This is a genomic window from Niallia taxi (genome assembly GCF_032818155.1).
GTDB lineage: Bacteria > Bacillota > Bacilli > Bacillales > Cytobacillaceae > Niallia > Niallia taxi_A.
On the sequence record NZ_CP102589.1, the window covers coordinates 2,202,233 to 2,220,848 of the forward strand.

At 36.2% G+C, this 18,616-nt stretch carries 17 protein-coding genes and 1 other annotated feature; of the genes, 13 read left to right on the plus strand and 4 right to left on the minus strand.

Annotated features, from left to right (window positions below; all coding sequences use genetic code 11):
• The first annotated feature begins 642 nt into the window (after positions 1-642).
• Positions 643-2,085 carry a spore germination protein gene (locus NQZ71_RS10945; RefSeq protein ID WP_317010599.1) on the plus strand — a complete coding sequence of 481 codons (1,443 nt, stop codon included), beginning with the start codon at positions 643-645 and terminating at the stop codon, positions 2,083-2,085.
• Between the two features lie 280 nt (positions 2,086-2,365).
• On the opposite strand, the gene NQZ71_RS10950 is transcribed toward NQZ71_RS10945, so the two are convergent.
• The gene (locus tag NQZ71_RS10950; protein WP_317010600.1) at positions 2,366-2,938 is read right to left on the minus strand and encodes an MEDS domain-containing protein; all 573 of its coding nucleotides are present in this window, start codon (positions 2,936-2,938) and stop codon (positions 2,366-2,368) included.
• A gap of 906 nt (positions 2,939-3,844) precedes the next feature.
• Complete coding sequence (locus NQZ71_RS10955; RefSeq protein ID WP_275007781.1) at positions 3,845-4,726, minus strand: LysR family transcriptional regulator; 882 nt, start codon at positions 4,724-4,726, stop codon at positions 3,845-3,847.
• 128 nt (positions 4,727-4,854) lie between these two features.
• Between NQZ71_RS10955 and NQZ71_RS10960 the strand changes: the two genes are divergently transcribed.
• The 3 genes from NQZ71_RS10960 to NQZ71_RS10970 all read left to right on the plus strand — a co-directional run bounded on the left by NQZ71_RS10960 (position 4,855) and on the right by NQZ71_RS10970 (position 6,930).
• The gene (locus NQZ71_RS10960) at positions 4,855-5,433 is read left to right on the plus strand and encodes a LysE family translocator (protein WP_275007779.1); all 579 of its coding nucleotides are present in this window, start codon (positions 4,855-4,857) and stop codon (positions 5,431-5,433) included.
• Between the two features lie 565 nt (positions 5,434-5,998).
• Positions 5,999-6,247, plus strand: coding sequence for a hypothetical protein (locus NQZ71_RS10965; protein ID WP_317010601.1), 249 nt, complete (start codon positions 5,999-6,001; stop codon positions 6,245-6,247).
• A 161-nt stretch (positions 6,248-6,408) separates the two neighbouring features.
• Complete coding sequence (locus NQZ71_RS10970) at positions 6,409-6,930, plus strand: hypothetical protein (protein WP_317010602.1); 522 nt, start codon at positions 6,409-6,411, stop codon at positions 6,928-6,930.
• 571 nt (positions 6,931-7,501) lie between these two features.
• Here NQZ71_RS10970 and NQZ71_RS10975 read toward each other — a convergent pair.
• Positions 7,502-8,413: a LysR family transcriptional regulator gene (locus NQZ71_RS10975; RefSeq protein WP_317010603.1), complete on the minus strand. Its 912-nt coding sequence runs from the start codon at positions 8,411-8,413 to the stop codon at positions 7,502-7,504.
• A gap of 262 nt (positions 8,414-8,675) precedes the next feature.
• On the opposite strand from NQZ71_RS10975, the gene NQZ71_RS10980 reads away from it, so the two are divergent.
• The 7 genes from NQZ71_RS10980 to NQZ71_RS11010 all read left to right on the plus strand — a co-directional run bounded on the left by NQZ71_RS10980 (position 8,676) and on the right by NQZ71_RS11010 (position 16,482).
• On the plus strand, positions 8,676-10,388 hold the full coding sequence (locus NQZ71_RS10980) for an ABC transporter ATP-binding protein (protein WP_260053976.1): 1,713 nt from the start codon (positions 8,676-8,678) through the stop codon (positions 10,386-10,388).
• Between the two features lie 120 nt (positions 10,389-10,508).
• Complete coding sequence (locus NQZ71_RS10985) at positions 10,509-11,477, plus strand: DMT family transporter (RefSeq protein WP_317010604.1); 969 nt, start codon at positions 10,509-10,511, stop codon at positions 11,475-11,477.
• Between the two features lie 160 nt (positions 11,478-11,637).
• Entirely contained in the window at positions 11,638-12,411 is a 774-nt protein-coding gene (locus NQZ71_RS10990; protein ID WP_260053974.1) for a Cof-type HAD-IIB family hydrolase, read from the plus strand.
• A 48-nt stretch (positions 12,412-12,459) separates the two neighbouring features.
• Positions 12,460-12,679 (plus strand) — a binding site (T-box leader).
• An 86-nt stretch (positions 12,680-12,765) separates the two neighbouring features.
• Positions 12,766-13,857 (plus strand): glutamate 5-kinase, encoded by a 1,092-nt coding sequence (gene proB / locus NQZ71_RS10995; RefSeq protein WP_317010605.1) that lies wholly within the window; start codon positions 12,766-12,768, stop codon positions 13,855-13,857.
• Positions 13,858-13,871: 14 nt separating this feature from the next.
• Complete coding sequence (locus NQZ71_RS11000) at positions 13,872-15,119, plus strand: glutamate-5-semialdehyde dehydrogenase (protein ID WP_317010606.1); 1,248 nt, start codon at positions 13,872-13,874, stop codon at positions 15,117-15,119.
• Positions 15,120-15,170: 51 nt separating this feature from the next.
• A complete protein-coding gene (locus tag NQZ71_RS11005; protein WP_144455549.1) occupies positions 15,171-16,070 on the plus strand; it encodes an AEC family transporter in 900 nt (299 codons plus the stop codon).
• A gap of 202 nt (positions 16,071-16,272) precedes the next feature.
• Positions 16,273-16,482 carry a hypothetical protein gene (locus NQZ71_RS11010; RefSeq protein ID WP_317010607.1) on the plus strand — a complete coding sequence of 70 codons (210 nt, stop codon included), beginning with the start codon at positions 16,273-16,275 and terminating at the stop codon, positions 16,480-16,482.
• A 72-nt stretch (positions 16,483-16,554) separates the two neighbouring features.
• Here the strand turns inward: NQZ71_RS11010 and NQZ71_RS11015 are convergent, their stop codons facing one another.
• Positions 16,555-17,418 carry a YitT family protein gene (locus tag NQZ71_RS11015; protein WP_144455553.1) on the minus strand — a complete coding sequence of 288 codons (864 nt, stop codon included), beginning with the start codon at positions 17,416-17,418 and terminating at the stop codon, positions 16,555-16,557.
• Between the two features lie 205 nt (positions 17,419-17,623).
• Between NQZ71_RS11015 and NQZ71_RS11020 the strand changes: the two genes are divergently transcribed.
• Complete coding sequence (locus NQZ71_RS11020) at positions 17,624-17,956, plus strand: PadR family transcriptional regulator (protein WP_185766306.1); 333 nt, start codon at positions 17,624-17,626, stop codon at positions 17,954-17,956.
• Positions 17,953-18,597 (plus strand): HAAS signaling domain-containing protein, encoded by a 645-nt coding sequence (locus tag NQZ71_RS11025; RefSeq protein ID WP_260053969.1) that lies wholly within the window; start codon positions 17,953-17,955, stop codon positions 18,595-18,597. Before NQZ71_RS11020 ends, NQZ71_RS11025 begins: the two co-directional genes overlap by 4 nt.
• Positions 18,598-18,616 lie beyond the last annotated feature (19 nt).

Below are 18,616 nucleotides of genomic sequence, written 5' to 3' on the forward strand. Positions count from 1 at the left end.
TGAATGTTAATAGGATATATGAGGCCGAGTATTGAAGACAAGGACTGTAAAGAGCAATTACAAATTCTTTATAAAAGGAAATGTAATATTGGATTTGAGTCAATATTTTAGACACAAAAAAGTTAAGTACTACGCTGATTGTTTCATTTGATCTTGTCTGGGGAGTATTGTAATCCAAACTACTATGTTATCTTTTTCTGTTGTACCAACCTTCAATAAATGGAAACATCGCTAGTTTGGCTGTGTGGTAGTCTTGATATTGTACATGATTTACTTCTTCTTTCTTTAAAATAGCGTGAAAGGACTCGATACAGGCATTATCATAAGGACAACCTTTTTGGCTAAATGATTGAATAATACCACGAGATTGAACGTATTGCATAAATGCTGAGCTAGTGTATTGTGAACCTAAATCTGTGTGTAGAAGTAAACCTTTAGTTGGCTTTTGAGTATTTTTTGCTTGTGTTATTACGTTCCATACGGAAACATCCTTCCATATTTTACATTGTAAGGACTTAACTAAGTGGTGTCCATAAAACTATACTAACTCCATTCTTAATGTGGGATTATTTTATCTACTTGTATAAAAGGAATACAATTCCAAATACTAAGTAAAATACAATTACTTGGGAGTCAAGAGTTATGGATACAGTTATAACTAAATCTTTAAAAGAAAATATAAAAAAAGTAAAAGAGATATTCCACAACTCATCTGATTTAAAAGTACGCCATGTCCATTCAGGCATATGCGATGTTGGTATAATTTATCTAGATGGAATTATAGATACAGAACTATTACAGGCATTTGTTATTAAGCCTTTATCGGAATTTATTTATACTGATAACAAAGAAAACAATACTATAGAACATTTTTTAGAAGGAATGATTGAAGCACTAGAAATAAAATTTTCTTATAAGTTTAATCAATTAATAGATGCTATTGTAAATGGAGATACAGTCTTATTAATTAACGGTACTACACGAGCAGTTATTATCCCTTCCGTAATGTGGAAGGAAAGAAGTATTGAAGAGTCACTTGGCGAGCGTTCTCCAAGGGGACCGGTAATTGGATTAACGGAGAAACTAAAGACAAATGTAAATATATTAAGAAGTTCAATAAAGACACCAGATTTCTGTGTAGAACAGTTGGAAATAGGCACAAAATCCAAAACAGCTATTTCAATTTTATACCTTAATGATATTGTAGATAATGAAATACTATTAGAAGTTAAAACGAGAATCAATACACTAACTAATCTTAAGTTTCTTCCTAATTCAAGAATTGTTGAAGATGTTATTGAAGGTAAACCATCTACTATATTTCCTTTAGCGAGAGTTTCAGAAAGGATTGATTCCCTTTCTTCTGCTTTATATGAAGGAAGGGTGGTTGTCATAATTGATGGTTTTCCTCACGCAATTATTGCGCCTTCCCTTTTTGTTGAATTTATACAAGCACCAGATGAATATCATTTGAAATTCGGAAGGTTTTCTATACGATTCCTAAGATTTGTAGGTTTTCTCGCAGGTATTTTCTTGCCTGGAATTTACGTTGCTATTGCTAATTTTCATAAAGACGATCTCCCCCAAAAAATAACGAAGCTAGTGATATCGGACGTTGAGCTAATGCCAACTTTTTGGGAGATGTTAATATTATTAATAATTATAAGAATGTTAATTGATGCCTCCTTTCGACTACCTAAAAGTGCAGTGCTTCTAGTTTCACTGATTGGTACGATAGTTATTGGACAAACAGCAGTTACAGCAAAACTCATTCATCCTGTTAGTCTAATAATAGTGGGAATCACCACTCTCTCAAGTTTTTTGGTCTTATATAGAGGGTTTGGTGCAGCCGAAGTTACCCTAAGATTCCTTATGTTAATTATTGGTCATTATTTAGATTATTTAGGGCTAACAGTTGCAGCAACTGTTTTGGTTATTTATTTAGTTAGTCTGAAATCTGTAGGTGTTCCCTATCTTTCTCCATTGATTCCATTAAGAATCAACGAGTTAAAAGATACATTTATTAGAGGTAATCTAAAGAAATTGACTGATAGCAAACATACATATCAACATAAGAGTGACTAAATTAATATTTAAAGGGGTGTTACCTTAAGAAAGAATTAAGGTTCACCTTTTCTTTTTGGACTATAGTGGCTGTATTCCTGTAATAAATGAACTAATAACGGAAGTTTGTGAACCAATGTACTTAAATAATAGGGGGCTTTAATCCCGTAAGGATTAAGCTCTTTTTTTGCACTGGTGCTAAAGGGCAGGTTAGTTGAATAAGAAACCATCAAATATTTGATGGTTTCTTTCTATAAGTTTGATTGACTTTAAAGGGGCGGATAACAATATTTAAGTTGTCTTATTTTATGTCCTTTAAAGGTTGGTATTGTTCAGATATGATAATGTCACCTTTAATTAATACGTATGGATGAGTTTCCATTAAAATAGATACTAGGTAATCTGGCATTTTGTGCCCTTCATATGCACAAATCAATGGGAACAGATGAGTATGAACAGCTTCGTCAACTATTTTTTCAAAGTCCTCGATTAAATGAAGTGGCTCTTCCATACTAGACCACTCTACATGTGCCCATGATCGAAACAAGATTTTATTGTCTATGTATGGCTGTACTATATTATTAAAATAATTTGTAATTGCAGGAGGATGATAACTACCACTTGAAAAATAAAAATCTAAGTTGTTTACAAAGTGAACTAATTCAAGTTGTTCTTTATCTAAAAGTTTGATTAGTTCACTTTGTATCATTGGATAGATACGCTCATTCTCTATAAGAATAACGTAATCCCCAGCCAAAATGCCTTGTTGAATAAAATCAACAACATAATCAATGTATTGCTTCATCCCATCATAAGAATAAAGAACATGAACACTTCTTTTCTCCTCAAATAACCGATACATTTTGCTTTTCAATAATCTTCACCTGATTTCTTATATGATGCTAAGTATAAAGGGAAGGGTGAATAAGAAAAGTTATACAAGTCCCCGATAGTGTATATATAATAAGCGTAACACTGATTTTCATATAAGTATATAAGCTTATCTATTCATATATAATAACTGCACTTAAAACCATTTAGAAAAGAGAATTCTTTATCTAATATTGCTAAAAGGGCAGAATAGCCCAAGAAGGATAGTTCAAAATAACTTAGAATAAGTATCAAGATTGAAAAATCTAAAGAAATTAGAGTCAAAAATGAATAACAGGGTTAAAGAGTTTTGGTTAGGAATGAATTTTGTGAAGAAAGTCAAAAAGAAGGGATTTAGTATTGAGATGCTTTCTAAATTGGAGCTTCTGCTGATTGGTTAGCAGAATTAATTGACCTTTTTAGCAGCCACATACTACATTGTGTATAATCCATCAAAAAAGAAAAAAATTTACTTTTTTCCTTTTTTGATGAATAGCATATAAGCAAAAATTGAATGGGTAGAGACAATTTTATGCATATATAACTTATACACGTAATGTATTATATATGATTAACTAACTATTATACCCTGGTAATTATTAGCATATTAGATGTACAGATAGTGAGCCCGTTTTATATAACCATATCTGTAATAAAGGAAAAAACTTGTGGAAGAAACATGGCAGTTTAGCTAAATAGCATTTGTGAAAAAAAAAGAAACCCTCACTTAGATAGTGAGGGTTTAACGTGGAAAGGAATTTTCAATCAAACCTAATATAATTTTTCCCACCTGTTCAGAAATATTCTAACTGGTATTAAGAAGAAATGTTCTCTAATGTAAAATAAAATTTTTAGGATGAAAGGATAGAGAAACCCCAATTGAAATTAAAGTTGACTAGGTTGTCTCCATCTACTTTGCAGAAAGTGATGCTAATGCTAACCTAGTAAAGGCTTGAATTTGTGGAGCGATCCATTTTTTCTTTTTTATTAACATATGGGAATAAATGGACTCCATTGTCTCCGAGTGAGCTAAGAGTCTTATTTTACCACTCTCTATTTCATCTTTCACTGTGATATAAGGTAATACAGAAAAACCTAATCCGTTCATTATCATTTGCTTGATGGCACCTATACTCCATAATTCCATTGTCTGAAGATCTTTTATATCATGCTTTATAAGTTGCCTTTCAAATATCGTTCGGAAACTACATCCTTCTTCATTTGTAATAAAAAAGTGATTACTGCTATTACTTTTAATTTCATTAAAATGTTGAGGCCCTTCTTTATTGCTGACAAGAACAATCCTTTCCTCACAAAGTACATAATGAATACATTTTTCTGGTTTAATTTCTGGATAGAGCATGAATGCAATATCTACACGACCACTCATTAAATCATTTTGGTTTTGCCCACATGTTCCATTAGTTAATATTAATTTAACGTCTGGAAATCTCATAGAGTATTCTTTTATTATTGGCCCTAGCTTTGATATTGTTAGGGATTCGGGTGCTGCAATTCTTAATACCCCACTAACTTTATTATTATTTCGCATATTCTTGATTTGTTCATGGGTAGAAAGCAAATCTTCTGAAAGTGGAATTAATTCTTTACCAAGTGTAGTGAGATGTAAGTTTCTATTTTTATAAGTGAATAGTTCTCCACCAATCTCTTGCTCAAGTGCCTGCATATGCGCAGTAATAGTAGATTGAGTATACCCCAATATATAAGCTGCTTCTGTATAGCTCCCCTTGTTAACTATTGTCTGAAAGGTAATGAGATGCCTAATTTCCAATTATTTCCCCTTCTTTCAAATCATCGAAAAAAATGATAGTTGTATTTATAATTTCAATTTTATTTATGAACGAGCTAATTGTACAATAAATACAGTTCTTTCGTAAATATAAGAAGAAGGGTGAGACAATGAACATAACAGCATTTCTCTCATATGTAATAATCACATCCATAACACCAGGCCCAAGCAACATTCTTATGATGAACGAAGCCAAGAAATTTGGTTTTAAAGGTTCGTGGCGTTTTAATAGTGGAATTCTAACAGGATTTGCTATTCTAGGAATTATTAGTGGGATTTTTACAACCAGTTTATACAAATGGATTCCATTCATGGAGCCTTATTTTAAAGTGATAGGAGCTATTTATCTTCTTTATTTGGCATGGAAAGTTAGTTTTCCTAAGGGAGGAAAGCAACAATTTAAAGAAGTTCAATCCTCATTTTTATCAGGGCTTATTATCCAACTTATTAATTTTAAAAGTATATTGTTCTTTTTAACGGTAATGAGTGCATTTATATTACCCTTTAACAATTCACTAACGTATGTTCTATTTTATTTACTCATTACCATATTTTTAGGATGGATAGCATTGATTTTATGGTCGGGATTTGGGTCTGTTTTTAAAAGTATACTTCTTAAATATGATAAATCTTTTCGGTTAGTTATGGGGCTGTTATTAATGTATTCTGCAGTATCTATTTTTTTGTGATAAAACAGGTAGTTCACTTAAAATAGGCTTTCCTTAATTTTAAAAGGAAAGCTTGTTTCTTTATGATGCTAAAGGGACAGTATTAATGTCACAAATAAACTTTTAAAGAGAGATTTGTGAAGAAATACACTTAAACAAACGGGGGCTTTAGTTGAATAAGCAAATCCTTAAATAACAAAAACTCGCAGTTTTCGTATGCGAGTTTTCTTGTTATAGCCTTATGGAATAGATAACTAGTTATAACCTTTTGATAAAATAGAAATGAATTGAAAGGAGACTGCAATGAATACTAAATGGAATGGGAACCCTGGCATTTTAGGTGTGTTTATTAATATTGCTTTTATTTTCTTACCAGTTGGACTGAAGAAAGATTAGAAACGAACAATTTATGATATAAACAGGATTCATGCAGAAGAAACTTTTAATCAGGAAGAAAAGGAATATATCGTGTATTTTTGGCAGGATACTTGTTCTTATCGTAAAGAAATAGAACAAACGGTATTAGAGTATAGTGATAAGTTACAGCATCATAAAGAATACGACCAAGTTATTGGTGAAGCTAAAAGTGGAAAAAATAATAAATGAGCATGTGAATATGGAGGATTTTTTGTATGATCGTGAAGTTGAGTGGTCAATTGAATTAACAGAGGATGAAAGGATTGTAGCTGTTCATAACACGGACTTTGGTAATACAAAACTGATTGTGAGTGAAGAAATAGAAATTACAGGTACACCGACTATGATAAAAGTTAAAGAAGGAAGGACGGAAGAATTTAGTGTTGGTACTATCGAAGCTTTAGATTTATTGAAGTGAAAGACTCAGATTTATTACCAATTCTTCCAGTATTTTGACTATTAAATGAACTTTTCTATTAATTTAATTAATTTTAAATCGATATTGATATACTTTGTTAGAAGCCAAATGAATGGAGGTATAACGATGAAAAAACTAATTGTACTAGTGGTAGTTATGTTATGTTATGTTTAGGGGCTGCCTTACCTAATTATAATCAAAGTGTTTCTGCCGAATCTATCGTAAGCGCTTCAATTGCCGAAAATGATTTATCAGGTATTATGGAAGAAATAACTGATGAGCAATTTAATAGTAGTGTTCAAGCAATAAATGATGGGATTACTGTTGAAAATGGTGTGTACAAGTTTGACAAAAACCTAGTTAAAGATACAACCTTAACTGAAAAGGAGATTGAAAATATTGATGAATTATTTTCAAATTTTCTTACTCAAAGAGAAATTGCTGAAATTGATAAGGTTATGGTTGACGATGAATTAGCAAAAGACGACATTAAAAAGAAAGGAAGAGCTTTACCAGCTGTACTACTAGCAGCAGCTTCAGCAGTTGTTGCATTTGTTGCCCTTGCTATTGTTGTGAATATAATAAATGATTTGTATAAACTTTCAATGTCGGGATATTGTAGTAAATGGAAAAAGTATTCTCAGATTAAAAAGGCTTGTAAACAATTAGGGTATATAAAATGATTATCCCGATAATTACAATTGTTGGATTTTGGGCTACTGCCTTAGGAGGGTTGTTTTTTGGAATTTACTTTTTCTTAAAGTATTTTAGGGTTTATTGGAAAAAAAGAAATTAAAAAATAACGTAAGCGAAAGAACTTTGGCAACTATGAACTGCAGTTTAACTAAAAACTGCACCTAATAAACTCAGCAGCCTTCAAACTATTAAGCTAGAAAACTTAATATAAATTCCTGAAGATCGAATTGTTCATGTATAGATTTTTCATTTTGTTTAGATTTCATGTTAGTTGATGAAGAGAAGGGAGAAGATTGATTTTGTGAGCAGGAAACTAGTGTGAAATTTATTATAATTAGACAAAACAAGGGGCAGTATTTTCACCATTTTAGTATTCTCCTTTCAACTAGGGATTGAAAAGTCAACCTCAGAAAAAAGCCGTTTGCCTAATTGGAAAACGGCTTTTTTCTGTACAAAAGGAATGATCAGTTTAATTGGAAGATGGTCAAAATAGCACCAATTTATACGTAAGCAGACATAGAAGAAGGCTTCTCGTTTGAAGCCTTCTTTGCATTATCCTCACTTATAAGAAATGGCTTCAAGTGTGAGCACATTTTTTGTTTGCAAATATTGTGTGAAAAGCTCAACAGATAAAGGGTGAATGTCGGTTTTAGATAGCACGTAAGAAAAATGACGGTTTATCTGTTCATTTTTAAGGCGAATGGGATGGATTGTTTTCATATGCAATTCTTTTTGGATTGAATAGTTGGAAACAATGGATATCCCTATTCCTGCTTCGACCGACTCTTTAATGATTTGCGTGCTCCCAAATGACCGTAAAATCAGCGGAGAAAAAGCGTGTTCTTTAAAGAGCTTGTCAATAACCTCTCTTGTACCAGAGCCCTCTTCCCGTAATATCCATGTCTCACCATATAGGCTGTCTAAGTCAATTGTTCGAAAGCTGGCTAAAGGATGATCAGTACTTACGATTATTATAAGTTCATCTTGTTCAAAAGGAGTTATGTGGAGCTGGGGATGACTTTTGATTTCACCATCAATAATTCCGACATCAAGACTGCCCTCTAGCACTTGATTTATTATTTTGCTCGAATTCTGAATGGTAACTTTCGGTTCAATTAGTTGGTGAACCTTCATAAAGTCAGAAATAAATCTCGGCAGCAAATATTCACCGAAAGTGTAGCTGGATCCAATTAAGAGGGGACCGCTCACTACTTTTGTCATATCATGTATAAGGCTTTCGACCTGTTCGTATTCCTTTAATATTCTCTTCGCATGATAATATAATATTTCACCAGCTCTAGTAAGCCGAACATATTTATTTGTTCTGTCGAAAAACTTCACTTCGTATTTCTTTTCCAATGCTTTGATGGAAAGCGTTACTGCAGATTGTGTAATATGCAGTTCTTCGGCAGCTCTCGTAAAATTCTTTTTTTCCGCTACTGTGACAAACGTCAATAAATGATAATCCAATCCCTTCACACTCTCCTTTTTGCAGATTTATCAACACCCCTATGAGTATATGTTTTAGTTCGCTATTAATAGTAAATAACCCTTTAACTATTCTAAAAATACTGAAAATTTACTATTTTCAAACATAATACGCAACCTGGAAATTCAAAAATTTATGTTACTATTTCGAATACGAAAATAATTTTCTTGTATAAACAAGGGGAAGCCTCTATAATTAATAATGATTCTCATTTAAACTGACAAAATAATAAAGGAGCATATAATGATAAAGCGTTTTTTCACTTATTATTTACCGCATAAAAAGCTATTCATTCTTGATTTTTCAAGTGCTGTCATTGTGGCGATCCTAGAACTTGCCTTCCCTATGGCTGTAACTTGGTTCATTGACAAACTCCTTCCTGAAGGAAATTGGAGTACCATTGTCTCTGTGAGCTGCGGCTTATTGGCATTATACTTAGTAAGCACTTATTTACAATACATTGTAAACTATTGGGGACATAAGCTCGGCATAAATATAGAAACAGATATGAGAGCACAGCTTTTCAACCATGTTCAAAGACAAAGCTTTAAATTCTTTGACAACACGAAAACAGGTCATGTTATGAGCAGAATTACGAATGATTTATTTGATATCGGTGAGCTTGCCCATCATGGTCCAGAGGATTTATTTATTGCCATTATGACATTCGTCGGTGCGTTCTGGATTATGCTGACAATCAATGTCAAGCTTGCATTAATCGTGATATTTATCGTGCCGGTTCTAGTTTGGCTAATTACATACTGCAATAAGAGCATGAATAAAGCTTGGAAGCATATGTACGGTGATATTGCTGATGTTAACGCCCGTGTAGAAGACAGTGTGTCTGGTGTTCGCGTTGTCCAATCCTTTACTAACGAGGAATTTGAAATGGAGCGTTTCTCTGTTAATAATAAACGCTTCAGAAAAGCAAAAATCGTCGCATATAAAGTGATGTCCTTAACATCATCCTCTGTTTACATGTTAATGCGCTTTTTCACGTTAGTAGTATTAGTATACGGTGCATGGCTGACATTTAATGGGGAGCTGACAAACGGTCAGCTTGTAGCATTCATCCTTTACGTCAATATCTTGCAAAAGCCAATTGATAAAATCAGTACATTGCTTGAGCTTTATCCAAAAGGCATGGCTGGTTTCAGACGTTTCTTAGATTTGCTTGATTCGGAGCCTGAAATTCAAGATCGCCAGGATGCAGTTGAAATGCCTGCATTGCGCGGTGACATTCAATTTAATGATGTAACATTTGGCTATGATAACCGCACTGTATTGGATCAAATTAGCCTGAACATTAAAGCAGGCGAAACAGTTGCATTTGTAGGTCCTTCTGGTGCAGGTAAAACAACAATATGTTCACTTGTTCCAAGGTTTTATGATGTAAACAGCGGTGCCATTAAAATTGACGGCATGGATATTCGCGACATGACGAAGCATTCATTGCGTTCACAAATCGGGATTGTCCAGCAGGATGTTTTCTTGTTTACAGGTACGCTGAAGGAAAATATTGCCTACGGAAAATTGGATGCAACTGATGAAGAAATTCATACAGCTGTTAGAAGAGCTCATTTGGAGGACTTAATCCGCAAGCTTCCAGATGGTTATGAAACACAAATCGGGGAGCGGGGCTTGAAGCTTTCCGGCGGACAGAAGCAAAGACTTGCTATTGCGAGAATGTTTTTGAAAAATCCTCCGATTTTAATATTGGATGAGGCAACTTCTGCATTAGACACAGAAACAGAGCAAATCATTCAAGCATCCTTAAATGAACTTGCGAAAAACCGTACGACACTTGTTATTGCCCACAGATTGGCAACAATCCGTAATGCTGACCGTATTGTAGTCGTAACAGAGAACGGGATTGAGGAAGAAGGAGGACATGATGAATTGATTGAAAAAGGCGGTATCTTTGCCAATCTCCATCGTGTTCAATATCAACGTTAATTCAAAAGATGCCTAAACATGGGCATCTTTTTTTTATGGTAAATATCGATTGATATTATTAACCAATATGCGATATATTGGTTATAAGCTGAAATTCGAGTAGTATGGAGGTTTGGTTATATGCGTCCGATTTTGTTGGGAATCGCCTCAGCCTTTTTTTTCGCTTTTACTTTTGTGTTAAATAAAGCGATGGAGATGAATGGTGGGAGCTGGGTTTGGAGTGCGTCACTGCGGTATTTTTTTATGGTCCCATTTTTACTTATACTCGTTCTTGTAAGGGGGAATTTAAAACCTATTTTAGTAGAGCTACGAAAAAATACAGGTAAATGGGTATTATGGAGCTCTGTTGGATTTGGAATTTTTTATTCCTTTATTTGTTTTGCCTCAGCCTATGGACCTGGCTGGCTCGTTGCGGGAACATGGCAGCTGACAATAATCTCAGGAACATTACTAGCACCGCTGTTTATGGAGAAGATAAACACAAAAGGCGAAGAAGCAATCATGGTGCGAAAGAAAATTCCTTTCAAAAGCTTAAGCTTTTCTTTGTTAATTATTATCGGCATTGCTTTCATGCAGCTGGAATTTGCGATGAAGCTGTCATTTGGCACGGCGATGCTTTGTCTTCTTCCGATTCTAGTAGCATCATTCGCTTATCCTTTAGGTAATCGCAAAATGATGGAGATTGCAAATGGACGATTTGATGTTTTCCAGCGGGTACTTGGCATGACAATTGCAAGTCTACCCTTTTGGATTATTTTGTCCATATATGGCTTCCTTACAGCAGGACCTCCGTCTAGTTCACAAGTTTATCAATCAGGTATTGTTGCCCTGTTTTCTGGAGTTGTTGCGACAATCCTCTTTTTTGCGGCAACAGACGCTGCCAAGGATAATATGCATACACTTGGGGCCGTTGAGGCGACACAGTCCTTTGAAGTGCTGTTTGCTTTAATTGGTGAAATGGTGTTTTTATCTGTTGGGCTGCCAAGTGCGATGTCTCTTGTCGGAATAGCCATCGTTATTTTGGGAATGGTGCTTCATAGTATATTTTCCAGAAATATAAAAAAACTAATATTAGCACAAACCGCCTAAAGAGCATTTATTAAGGTTTTGTTAATTATGCTGGTTTTTTTACTTAAGCTGCAGGTAAATGTATACTTATATAGGGAATAAGTATACGAAGAATGTAAAACAAGAAATGACAGTCATGATTTTGGCTATCTAAGAATCTAAATTTGGAGGACCAACAAAAATGACCAACAAAGCAAGAGAAATTAAGCTGATTGCCCTCGATATGGACGGCACATTATTAAACGGAGCAGGAGAAATTCCAGAAGAAAACCGCAAAGCGATTAAAGAGGCCCAAGATGAAGGCATACATGTTGTGCTAAGTACAGGCAGATCTATCGCAACATGCAAGGATCATGCAGAAAGTTTATTTTTAAAAACTTTCCTTGTTACAGTTAACGGCAGTGAAATTTGGGATTGGCAAGGGAATCTTATTGAGCGGAATTTAGTTGAAGTCGAGCAAATGCGCTGGCTTTGGGAGCTTGCGCAAAAGCATGGAGCAAAAACGTGGGCGATTAGCTGTGGTAAAACATGGAAGGACGAAATGCCTGAGGACCTTGATAAACTTGAGTGGTTGAAATTTGGTTATCAAATTGAAGACGACACAATCCGCAATAATGTCTTAAAGGAGCTTCAGGCAAGAGGAGTTTTTGAAATAAGCAATTCCTCTCTTGTGAATATAGAAGTAAATGCATTTGGTATCAATAAAGCGCGTGGCTTAAAAACCGTTTGCGAGCGACTTGGTGTAACGATGGATGAAGTGATGGCTTGCGGAGACAGCTTGAATGATATCAGCATGATTAAAGAAGCAGGTATTGGTGTTGCAATGGGCAATGCACAGGATATCGTGAAGGAAACGGCTGATGTGACGACAAAAACGAATGACGAAAATGGTGTGGCATATGCAATCCGTACTTGGGCTTTGAAAAAGGCGAAAGAGCCAGCCTTGAAAAAATAGTATTGAAACAAAAAAAATAACTGCTATAATAAATAAAAAAAGAAAAAGAACCGAACGAAGAGAAAGAACTAGTATGCGATAACCATTCGTAAAAGAGAGTGGAGCTTATAAGCTGAAAGGCTCCATGACGACATGCCGCAGAACCTGCCTTTCGAGTCCTATAAAAATAGGCGTTTTATCTGGCGTTATCAGACAAAGTGGGATAATTGAGTCTAATTGCTCTTATCCAATTAAGGTGGTACCACGGAAAGCTCTTTTCGTCCTTTTTACAGGATGAAAAGAGCTTTTTTTTATTTGTCTTAGGCAAAAGGTGATGGAGATTAGATGGAATTGTGATAGGTGGAGGGAATCGATGTGGACAGAAAAAGGATCGTAATAAAAATCGGCAGCAGCTCGCTGACAAATTCAAAAGGGGAAATCGATCAGGATAAATTAAAGGATCATGTAGCAAGCATTGCAGCCTTAAAGGAAAAGGGGAAAGAAGTTGTGCTCGTTTCTTCTGGTGCTGTTGCAGCAGGCTTCAAGCAGCTTGGCTACCCGTCCCGCCCTGTCACATTAAAAGGCAAACAGGCAGCAGCAGCAGTTGGGCAGGGGCTCCTTATTCAAAGCTATACAGAGCGTTTTCGAGAATATGGCATAGTACCAGCTCAAATACTGTTAACAAGAAATGACTTCAGTAAAAAGGAACGATATCGGAACGCTTATTCCACATTATCTGAGCTTTTGGAACGAGGAATTCTCCCAATCATCAATGAAAATGACACAGTATCAGTCGAAGAGCTGACATTTGGTGACAATGATATGCTGTCTGCATTAGTTAGCGGTCTTATACATGCAGAACAATTGATTATCCTTACAGATATTAATGGGTTATATGACAGCAATCCAAATGAAAATCCAGATGCGAAGCGCTATGATTTTATTGAAAAAATAACAGCTGAATTTCTTGAAGGTGCGAAAGGGAGCGGCTCAAAGGTAGGAACAGGCGGTATGAAGTCGAAGCTGATTGCTGCAGAAACTGCGTTAAGCCTTGGTGTGCCAGTATTTATCGGTAACGGCAGCGGCGCAGATAAGCTCATCTCCATTTTAGAAGGAAAAGGGGACGGTACTTATATCGGCTCAGATGGGTTAAGTGCGATAACAAGCAATAGACAGTGGATTGCCCTGCATTCAACGGTTGAAGGTAAAGTGTTTGTCGATGAAGGGGCAGAGCTTGCCTTACTGCAAAAAGGCAGCAGCCTGCTTCCCGCTGGAATTTATAAAATTGAAGGAATTTTCGAAAAAGGAAATGTTGTTGAGGTTTTTGGGACATCAGGCCTTATCGGGAAAGGTGAGGTTCAATATGGCTCCAATGAGCTTAATGAACTTCTCGAAGTGAAAGGAAGAAAGCAAGCAGGCGAACAGCTGCAGGAAGTGATTCATCGCAATAGCTGGGTGAAAATATAAAGGGGGTTATACAAGTGGGAGAGGTTCAAGCGAAAGGTAAATTGGCACAAGACGCAAGCAGACAATTATGGAAATTGACGACAGAGGATAAAAATAACGCATTAGCACTCATCGCAGACCAGCTACTTTCAGATCAAGCCGCTATTATTGAACAAAATAAACTAGACTTAGTTAATGGAGAAAAGGCGGGCTTATCCGCTTCTGTTTTAGACAGAATCATGCTCAATGAAAAAAGAATCGCAGACATGGCAATGGCAATAAGACAGCTGATTGAACTTCAAGACCCAATTGGTGCCACATTAGAAGAAATCAAAAAAGACAATGGCCTGCTAATCTTAAAAAAGACCGTGCCAATCGGCGTGATGGGCATGATTTATGAGGCACGACCAAATGTGACAATCGATGCGGCCACATTATCCATTAAGACAGGCAATGCCATTATTCTTAGAGGAAGCTCATCTGCGGCAAGCTCCAATATGGCTCTTGTGCGTTCCATTCATGAAGCATTAAAAAAATCAGCTCTACCTGTTGATGCAGTTCAGCTGATTGAGGATACAAGCAGAGAAACGGCAAAAGAGCTATTTCACTTAACAGAGTATTTGGACGTTCTTATCCCAAGAGGCGGCAAAAACTTGATTGATACTGTTGTCAAAGAAGCTTCTGTACCAGTAATTGAGACAGGTGCTGGCAACTGCCACTTATTTATAGATGAAAGTGCTGATAAAGAAATGGCACTTAATATAAGTCTTAATGGTAAAACACAGCGCCCATCTGTCTGCAATGCACTGGAAACAATCTTAATTCATAAAAATTGGTATGAGAAATTTGGGCAGGAGCTCCTGCAGGCATTAACAGCGCATGGAGTGGAAATATACGGAGACGAAACAGTCACAGCTGATTTTGCCTCATGTCATGCTGCAACAGAAGAGGATTGGTCCACAGAATACTCTGCCTTAAAGATTAGTGTTAAAGTCGTAGAAGATATAAACGAAGCAATTACACATATAAATAAGTATGGCACAAGACACTCAGAAGCAATTCTTACAGAGGTAACAGAAAATGCAGAAGCATTTTTATTGAGTGTCGATGCTGCCGCTGTTTACCATAATGCGAGCACCCGTTTCACTGACGGCTTTGAGTTCGGCTATGGTGCCGAAATCGGCATAAGCACCCAAAAGCTGCATGCACGGGGACCGATGGGGTTAAATGCTCTGACATCGTCCAAATACTATATTTATGGAAATGGACAAATCAGAAAGTAAGCTGCAGAGTTTTGATAAGATTGTAATTTAATAGATAGGAAGCGAAAACAAATGCAGTTTGTTACGGTACTATTACCGATATTCTTTATATTTGCTGTCGGATTTGTAGGCGAGAAAGTTCTTCATATTAATACGAAGGCAATAACGACGATGACCGTTTACTTAATGACACCATTGTTATCCTTTAGTGTTTTCTATGAAACTACTTTTGACATGGACTATTTAATGATGGCAATATATGCGTTAGCCCTTGTATTCGGCATTATTGGAATCATTTATATTGTGGCTATCATTAGAGGGTATGATGTCAAGAAAACATGCGGAATGATTCTGTCATCTGCCTTTATGAATAATGGCAACTACGGCACACCACTTGTTTTGTTTGCATTCGGACAGCCCGCTCTTCATTATGCGGTCATCCTGATGGTCATCCAACAGCTGATAATGGCAACAATAGGTGTCTATTATGCAGCAAAAGGATCTGCAGACGGTGAAGCAGCAAACGAAACATGGAAGAAGGTTTTGAAGGTTCCCATCATGTATGGTGCCATGCTAGGGATGCTCTTTCACTTTTTGCATATCCCATTGTCCAACACGATGCTTGATGCTATCAAGATGGTAGGAGACGCTGCCATACCGACAGTCATGCTCGTTTTAGGAATGACATTAGCCAAAATATCCGTCAAAAAAATCCAAGTAAAACCATTATCCTTTGCGTTAACCTTAAGACTTATCATCTCCCCGCTCATCGCCTGGGGGATGACCTTCATACTGCCTGTCGATGATATGCTGAAACAAGTAATGATCGTACTTGCAGCAATGCCATCTGCCGCCAACACAACAATGTATGCCCTGCAATACGGAACAGAGCCAGACTTTGTTTCCACCGCCACGCTATTTAGTACATTAGCGAGTATCATTACATTGCCGATTGTGTTGTTTATTGTGTGAGATGGTGTAATGCTTAATTAGAAACCCTAATCGCCATTAGATTCGATTAGGGTATTTATTACGTCTTTAAACTCTGTATCCTAAATTACAAAAAGTTAATTACTAGTTAATGAATGGTGATTTTTATGTTAAGCTATCTATGGAATTATCGAATTCAAGAAATCTAATAATTAGAAAATTTTATTACAAAAAGGAGTAGAAAATGGAGCTTATCCTAGCAAGTATTTTTTCAGCACTCATCATCGTCATGACCGTCTTTTTTCTGTTAAAGGTTTTTTTAATTGCTTATAAAAGAAAAGAAATATCTAAGCGTAAATGTTTTCTGTATGCTGCTGTTACTATTGTGATAAGTTTCTTTTTAGTAGCTGCATTGCCTTTTGTTTTTCAAAGTATCTTAGAGCTTGTTTATTAAATGTCAGGTTTTTAAGTCAGAAAAAACAGCCTAAGCCATCAGCTTAGACTGTCAAATCACCAAAACCTTCTCTCAATGAATCGCATGCTTAAATTTCCCGCCATGCGCCTCTTGTGTATCCATTATCGTAATAAAAGCATTTGGATCAATTTCCAACACGATGCTTTTGAACTTGGCAATTTCGAGCCGGGTGAACACGACATAAAGCACTTCTTTTTCCTGATCAAGATAGCCGCCTTTGCCTTTTAGTTTGGTGACACCTCTGCCAAGGCGGTCTGACAGAGCTTCGGCGATTTCTTCGTATTCGTTTGTGATAACCATGGCTGCTTTTGTATCATCAAAACCCTGCATGACAGCATCAATTGCTTTGCTTGCGATATAGTAGGTGAGAATCGAGAACATGGCCTGTTCCCATTCCAGTACAAATCCTGCCCATGTGAACACAAAGACATTTAGAAACATGACGAATTCCCCGACGGAAAAGGGGATTTTTTTTGACAACAGAATGCCAAGTATTTCTGTTCCATCCAAGGCACCTGAATTGCGGATAACAAGTCCAACTCCTGCACCAAGCAGCAAACCTCCAAAAACAGTCGCAAGAAGAGGCTGCCTTGTAAATGGTTCAACATGGTGCAAGGATGATTCAACAACAGCAAGCATGATAATCGCAAACAATGAGGAGATGCAAAAATTCTTACCGATGTATTTATAGCCTGCAAACAAAAAAGGGATGTTAATAATCAGCACCAAAATTCCAAAACTAAAATCGGTCATATAGTTAATAATCAAGGAAATGCCAATAATGCCTCCATCTATGATTGTATTTGGCACAAGGAATAATTCTATGGCAACAGCAGCGAGACTTGCGCCAATCATCAGCATAATGTAGCGGATAATAAAATGGACTTTGGCTTCCTTTTTATGCTTTTTTCCCATCTTACACACCCTTCCTAAAACGATGGAATACTTCGCTTTAAATGAACATGGTTTATGATGCCAACAAAACAGAAAAATATTCCAGCAGAATTTAATTCTTTCCAAACACCACTGTTTTTTACACCTTTTTAACATGAAATGCGTTGCAACTTAACAAGGAAAGAGATAGAATATCAGTACTATATAATTCTAGGTAGGTGAAAATATGTTTAATCGGGAGCTTGTTAAAGGAAGCACTTCTTTAATTCTTTTGCAGCTATTAGCCGAGAAAGAAATGTATGGCTATGAACTGGTGAAGGAGATGGAAAGCCGCAGTGACTATTCTCTGCAGGTGAAGGAAGGTACATTATATCCAGCACTACATAAATTAGAAAAGCAAGAATATGTGGAATCATTTTGGAAGGATTCTGAAAAAGGTCCTGCACGTAAATATTATCGTATAACCGCAACAGGTCTTGAGATTCTTGAGCAAAAAACAAAGGAATGGAAAAGCTTTGTCCAAACGATAGATAAGGTGATCGGGAGAAAAGGGATATGATTTCTAGTAAACAAGAGTATTTGGATATCCTCCGCACTTGTTTAAAAAATCACGATCGAGTGGAGGATATTTTGCTTGAATATGAACAGCATCTGACCGATTTGTTAAATGAGGTATGCGATTGTCCGTGTATGACTGAAAAAGAAGCAATGCATGTAGTTATAGAAAGGCTTGGCACACCAGCGAAAATGGCGGCACTGTACGAGGAAGAGCTGACAGTTACACCCGCTAGGACGAAGTGGATTTTCTTTTTCGGTAACTTTTTCTTTTTTGCTGCAGGAATAATCTTAACCGTTTTTTATCACTCTTTATCAAGCCCTACAGTTAAGCAACTATGGTTTTTTCTAACAAGCATTCCGTTTTTTCTGATTTTTCTGTACCTGTTTTATTGGCTGTTGCTTGGGTATGAAGTTGGAAAGGAATTTGGACTTGGCGGCAAAAAACTGCTGAAAAGAACCTTTTACATCGCACTTGCACCAAATCTGTTCTTAATGGTAATGGTCGTTTTTCGAATTATACCTGCGTCCGTTTTTGCACCATTGTTAACAGGCGAGTTTACGGTAATTTGCATCATAAGCACGATTCTTTTATATCCGATTTCGATATTGGGTTTCCGGTATGGCACAACTAAATCGATTTGATTGTACATAAATGACAGCT

Coding starts and splice junctions, on each gene's coding strand:
- NQZ71_RS10945 (WP_317010599.1), top strand. CDS start 643: ATGGATACAGTTATAACTAAATCTTTAAAAGAAAATATAAAAAAAGTA.
- NQZ71_RS10960 (WP_275007779.1), top strand. CDS start 4,855: ATGAACATAACAGCATTTCTCTCATATGTAATAATCACATCCATAACA.
- NQZ71_RS10970 (WP_317010602.1), top strand. CDS start 6,409: ATGTTATGTTTAGGGGCTGCCTTACCTAATTATAATCAAAGTGTTTCT.
- NQZ71_RS10980 (WP_260053976.1), top strand. CDS start 8,676: ATGATAAAGCGTTTTTTCACTTATTATTTACCGCATAAAAAGCTATTC.
- NQZ71_RS10985 (WP_317010604.1), top strand. CDS start 10,509: ATGCGTCCGATTTTGTTGGGAATCGCCTCAGCCTTTTTTTTCGCTTTT.
- NQZ71_RS10990 (WP_260053974.1), top strand. CDS start 11,638: ATGACCAACAAAGCAAGAGAAATTAAGCTGATTGCCCTCGATATGGAC.
- NQZ71_RS11005 (WP_144455549.1), top strand. CDS start 15,171: ATGCAGTTTGTTACGGTACTATTACCGATATTCTTTATATTTGCTGTC.
- NQZ71_RS11010 (WP_317010607.1), top strand. CDS start 16,273: ATGGAGCTTATCCTAGCAAGTATTTTTTCAGCACTCATCATCGTCATG.
- NQZ71_RS11015 (WP_144455553.1), bottom strand. CDS start 17,418: ATGGGAAAAAAGCATAAAAAGGAAGCCAAAGTCCATTTTATTATCCGC.
- NQZ71_RS11020 (WP_185766306.1), top strand. CDS start 17,624: ATGTTTAATCGGGAGCTTGTTAAAGGAAGCACTTCTTTAATTCTTTTG.
- NQZ71_RS11025 (WP_260053969.1), top strand. CDS start 17,953: ATGATTTCTAGTAAACAAGAGTATTTGGATATCCTCCGCACTTGTTTA.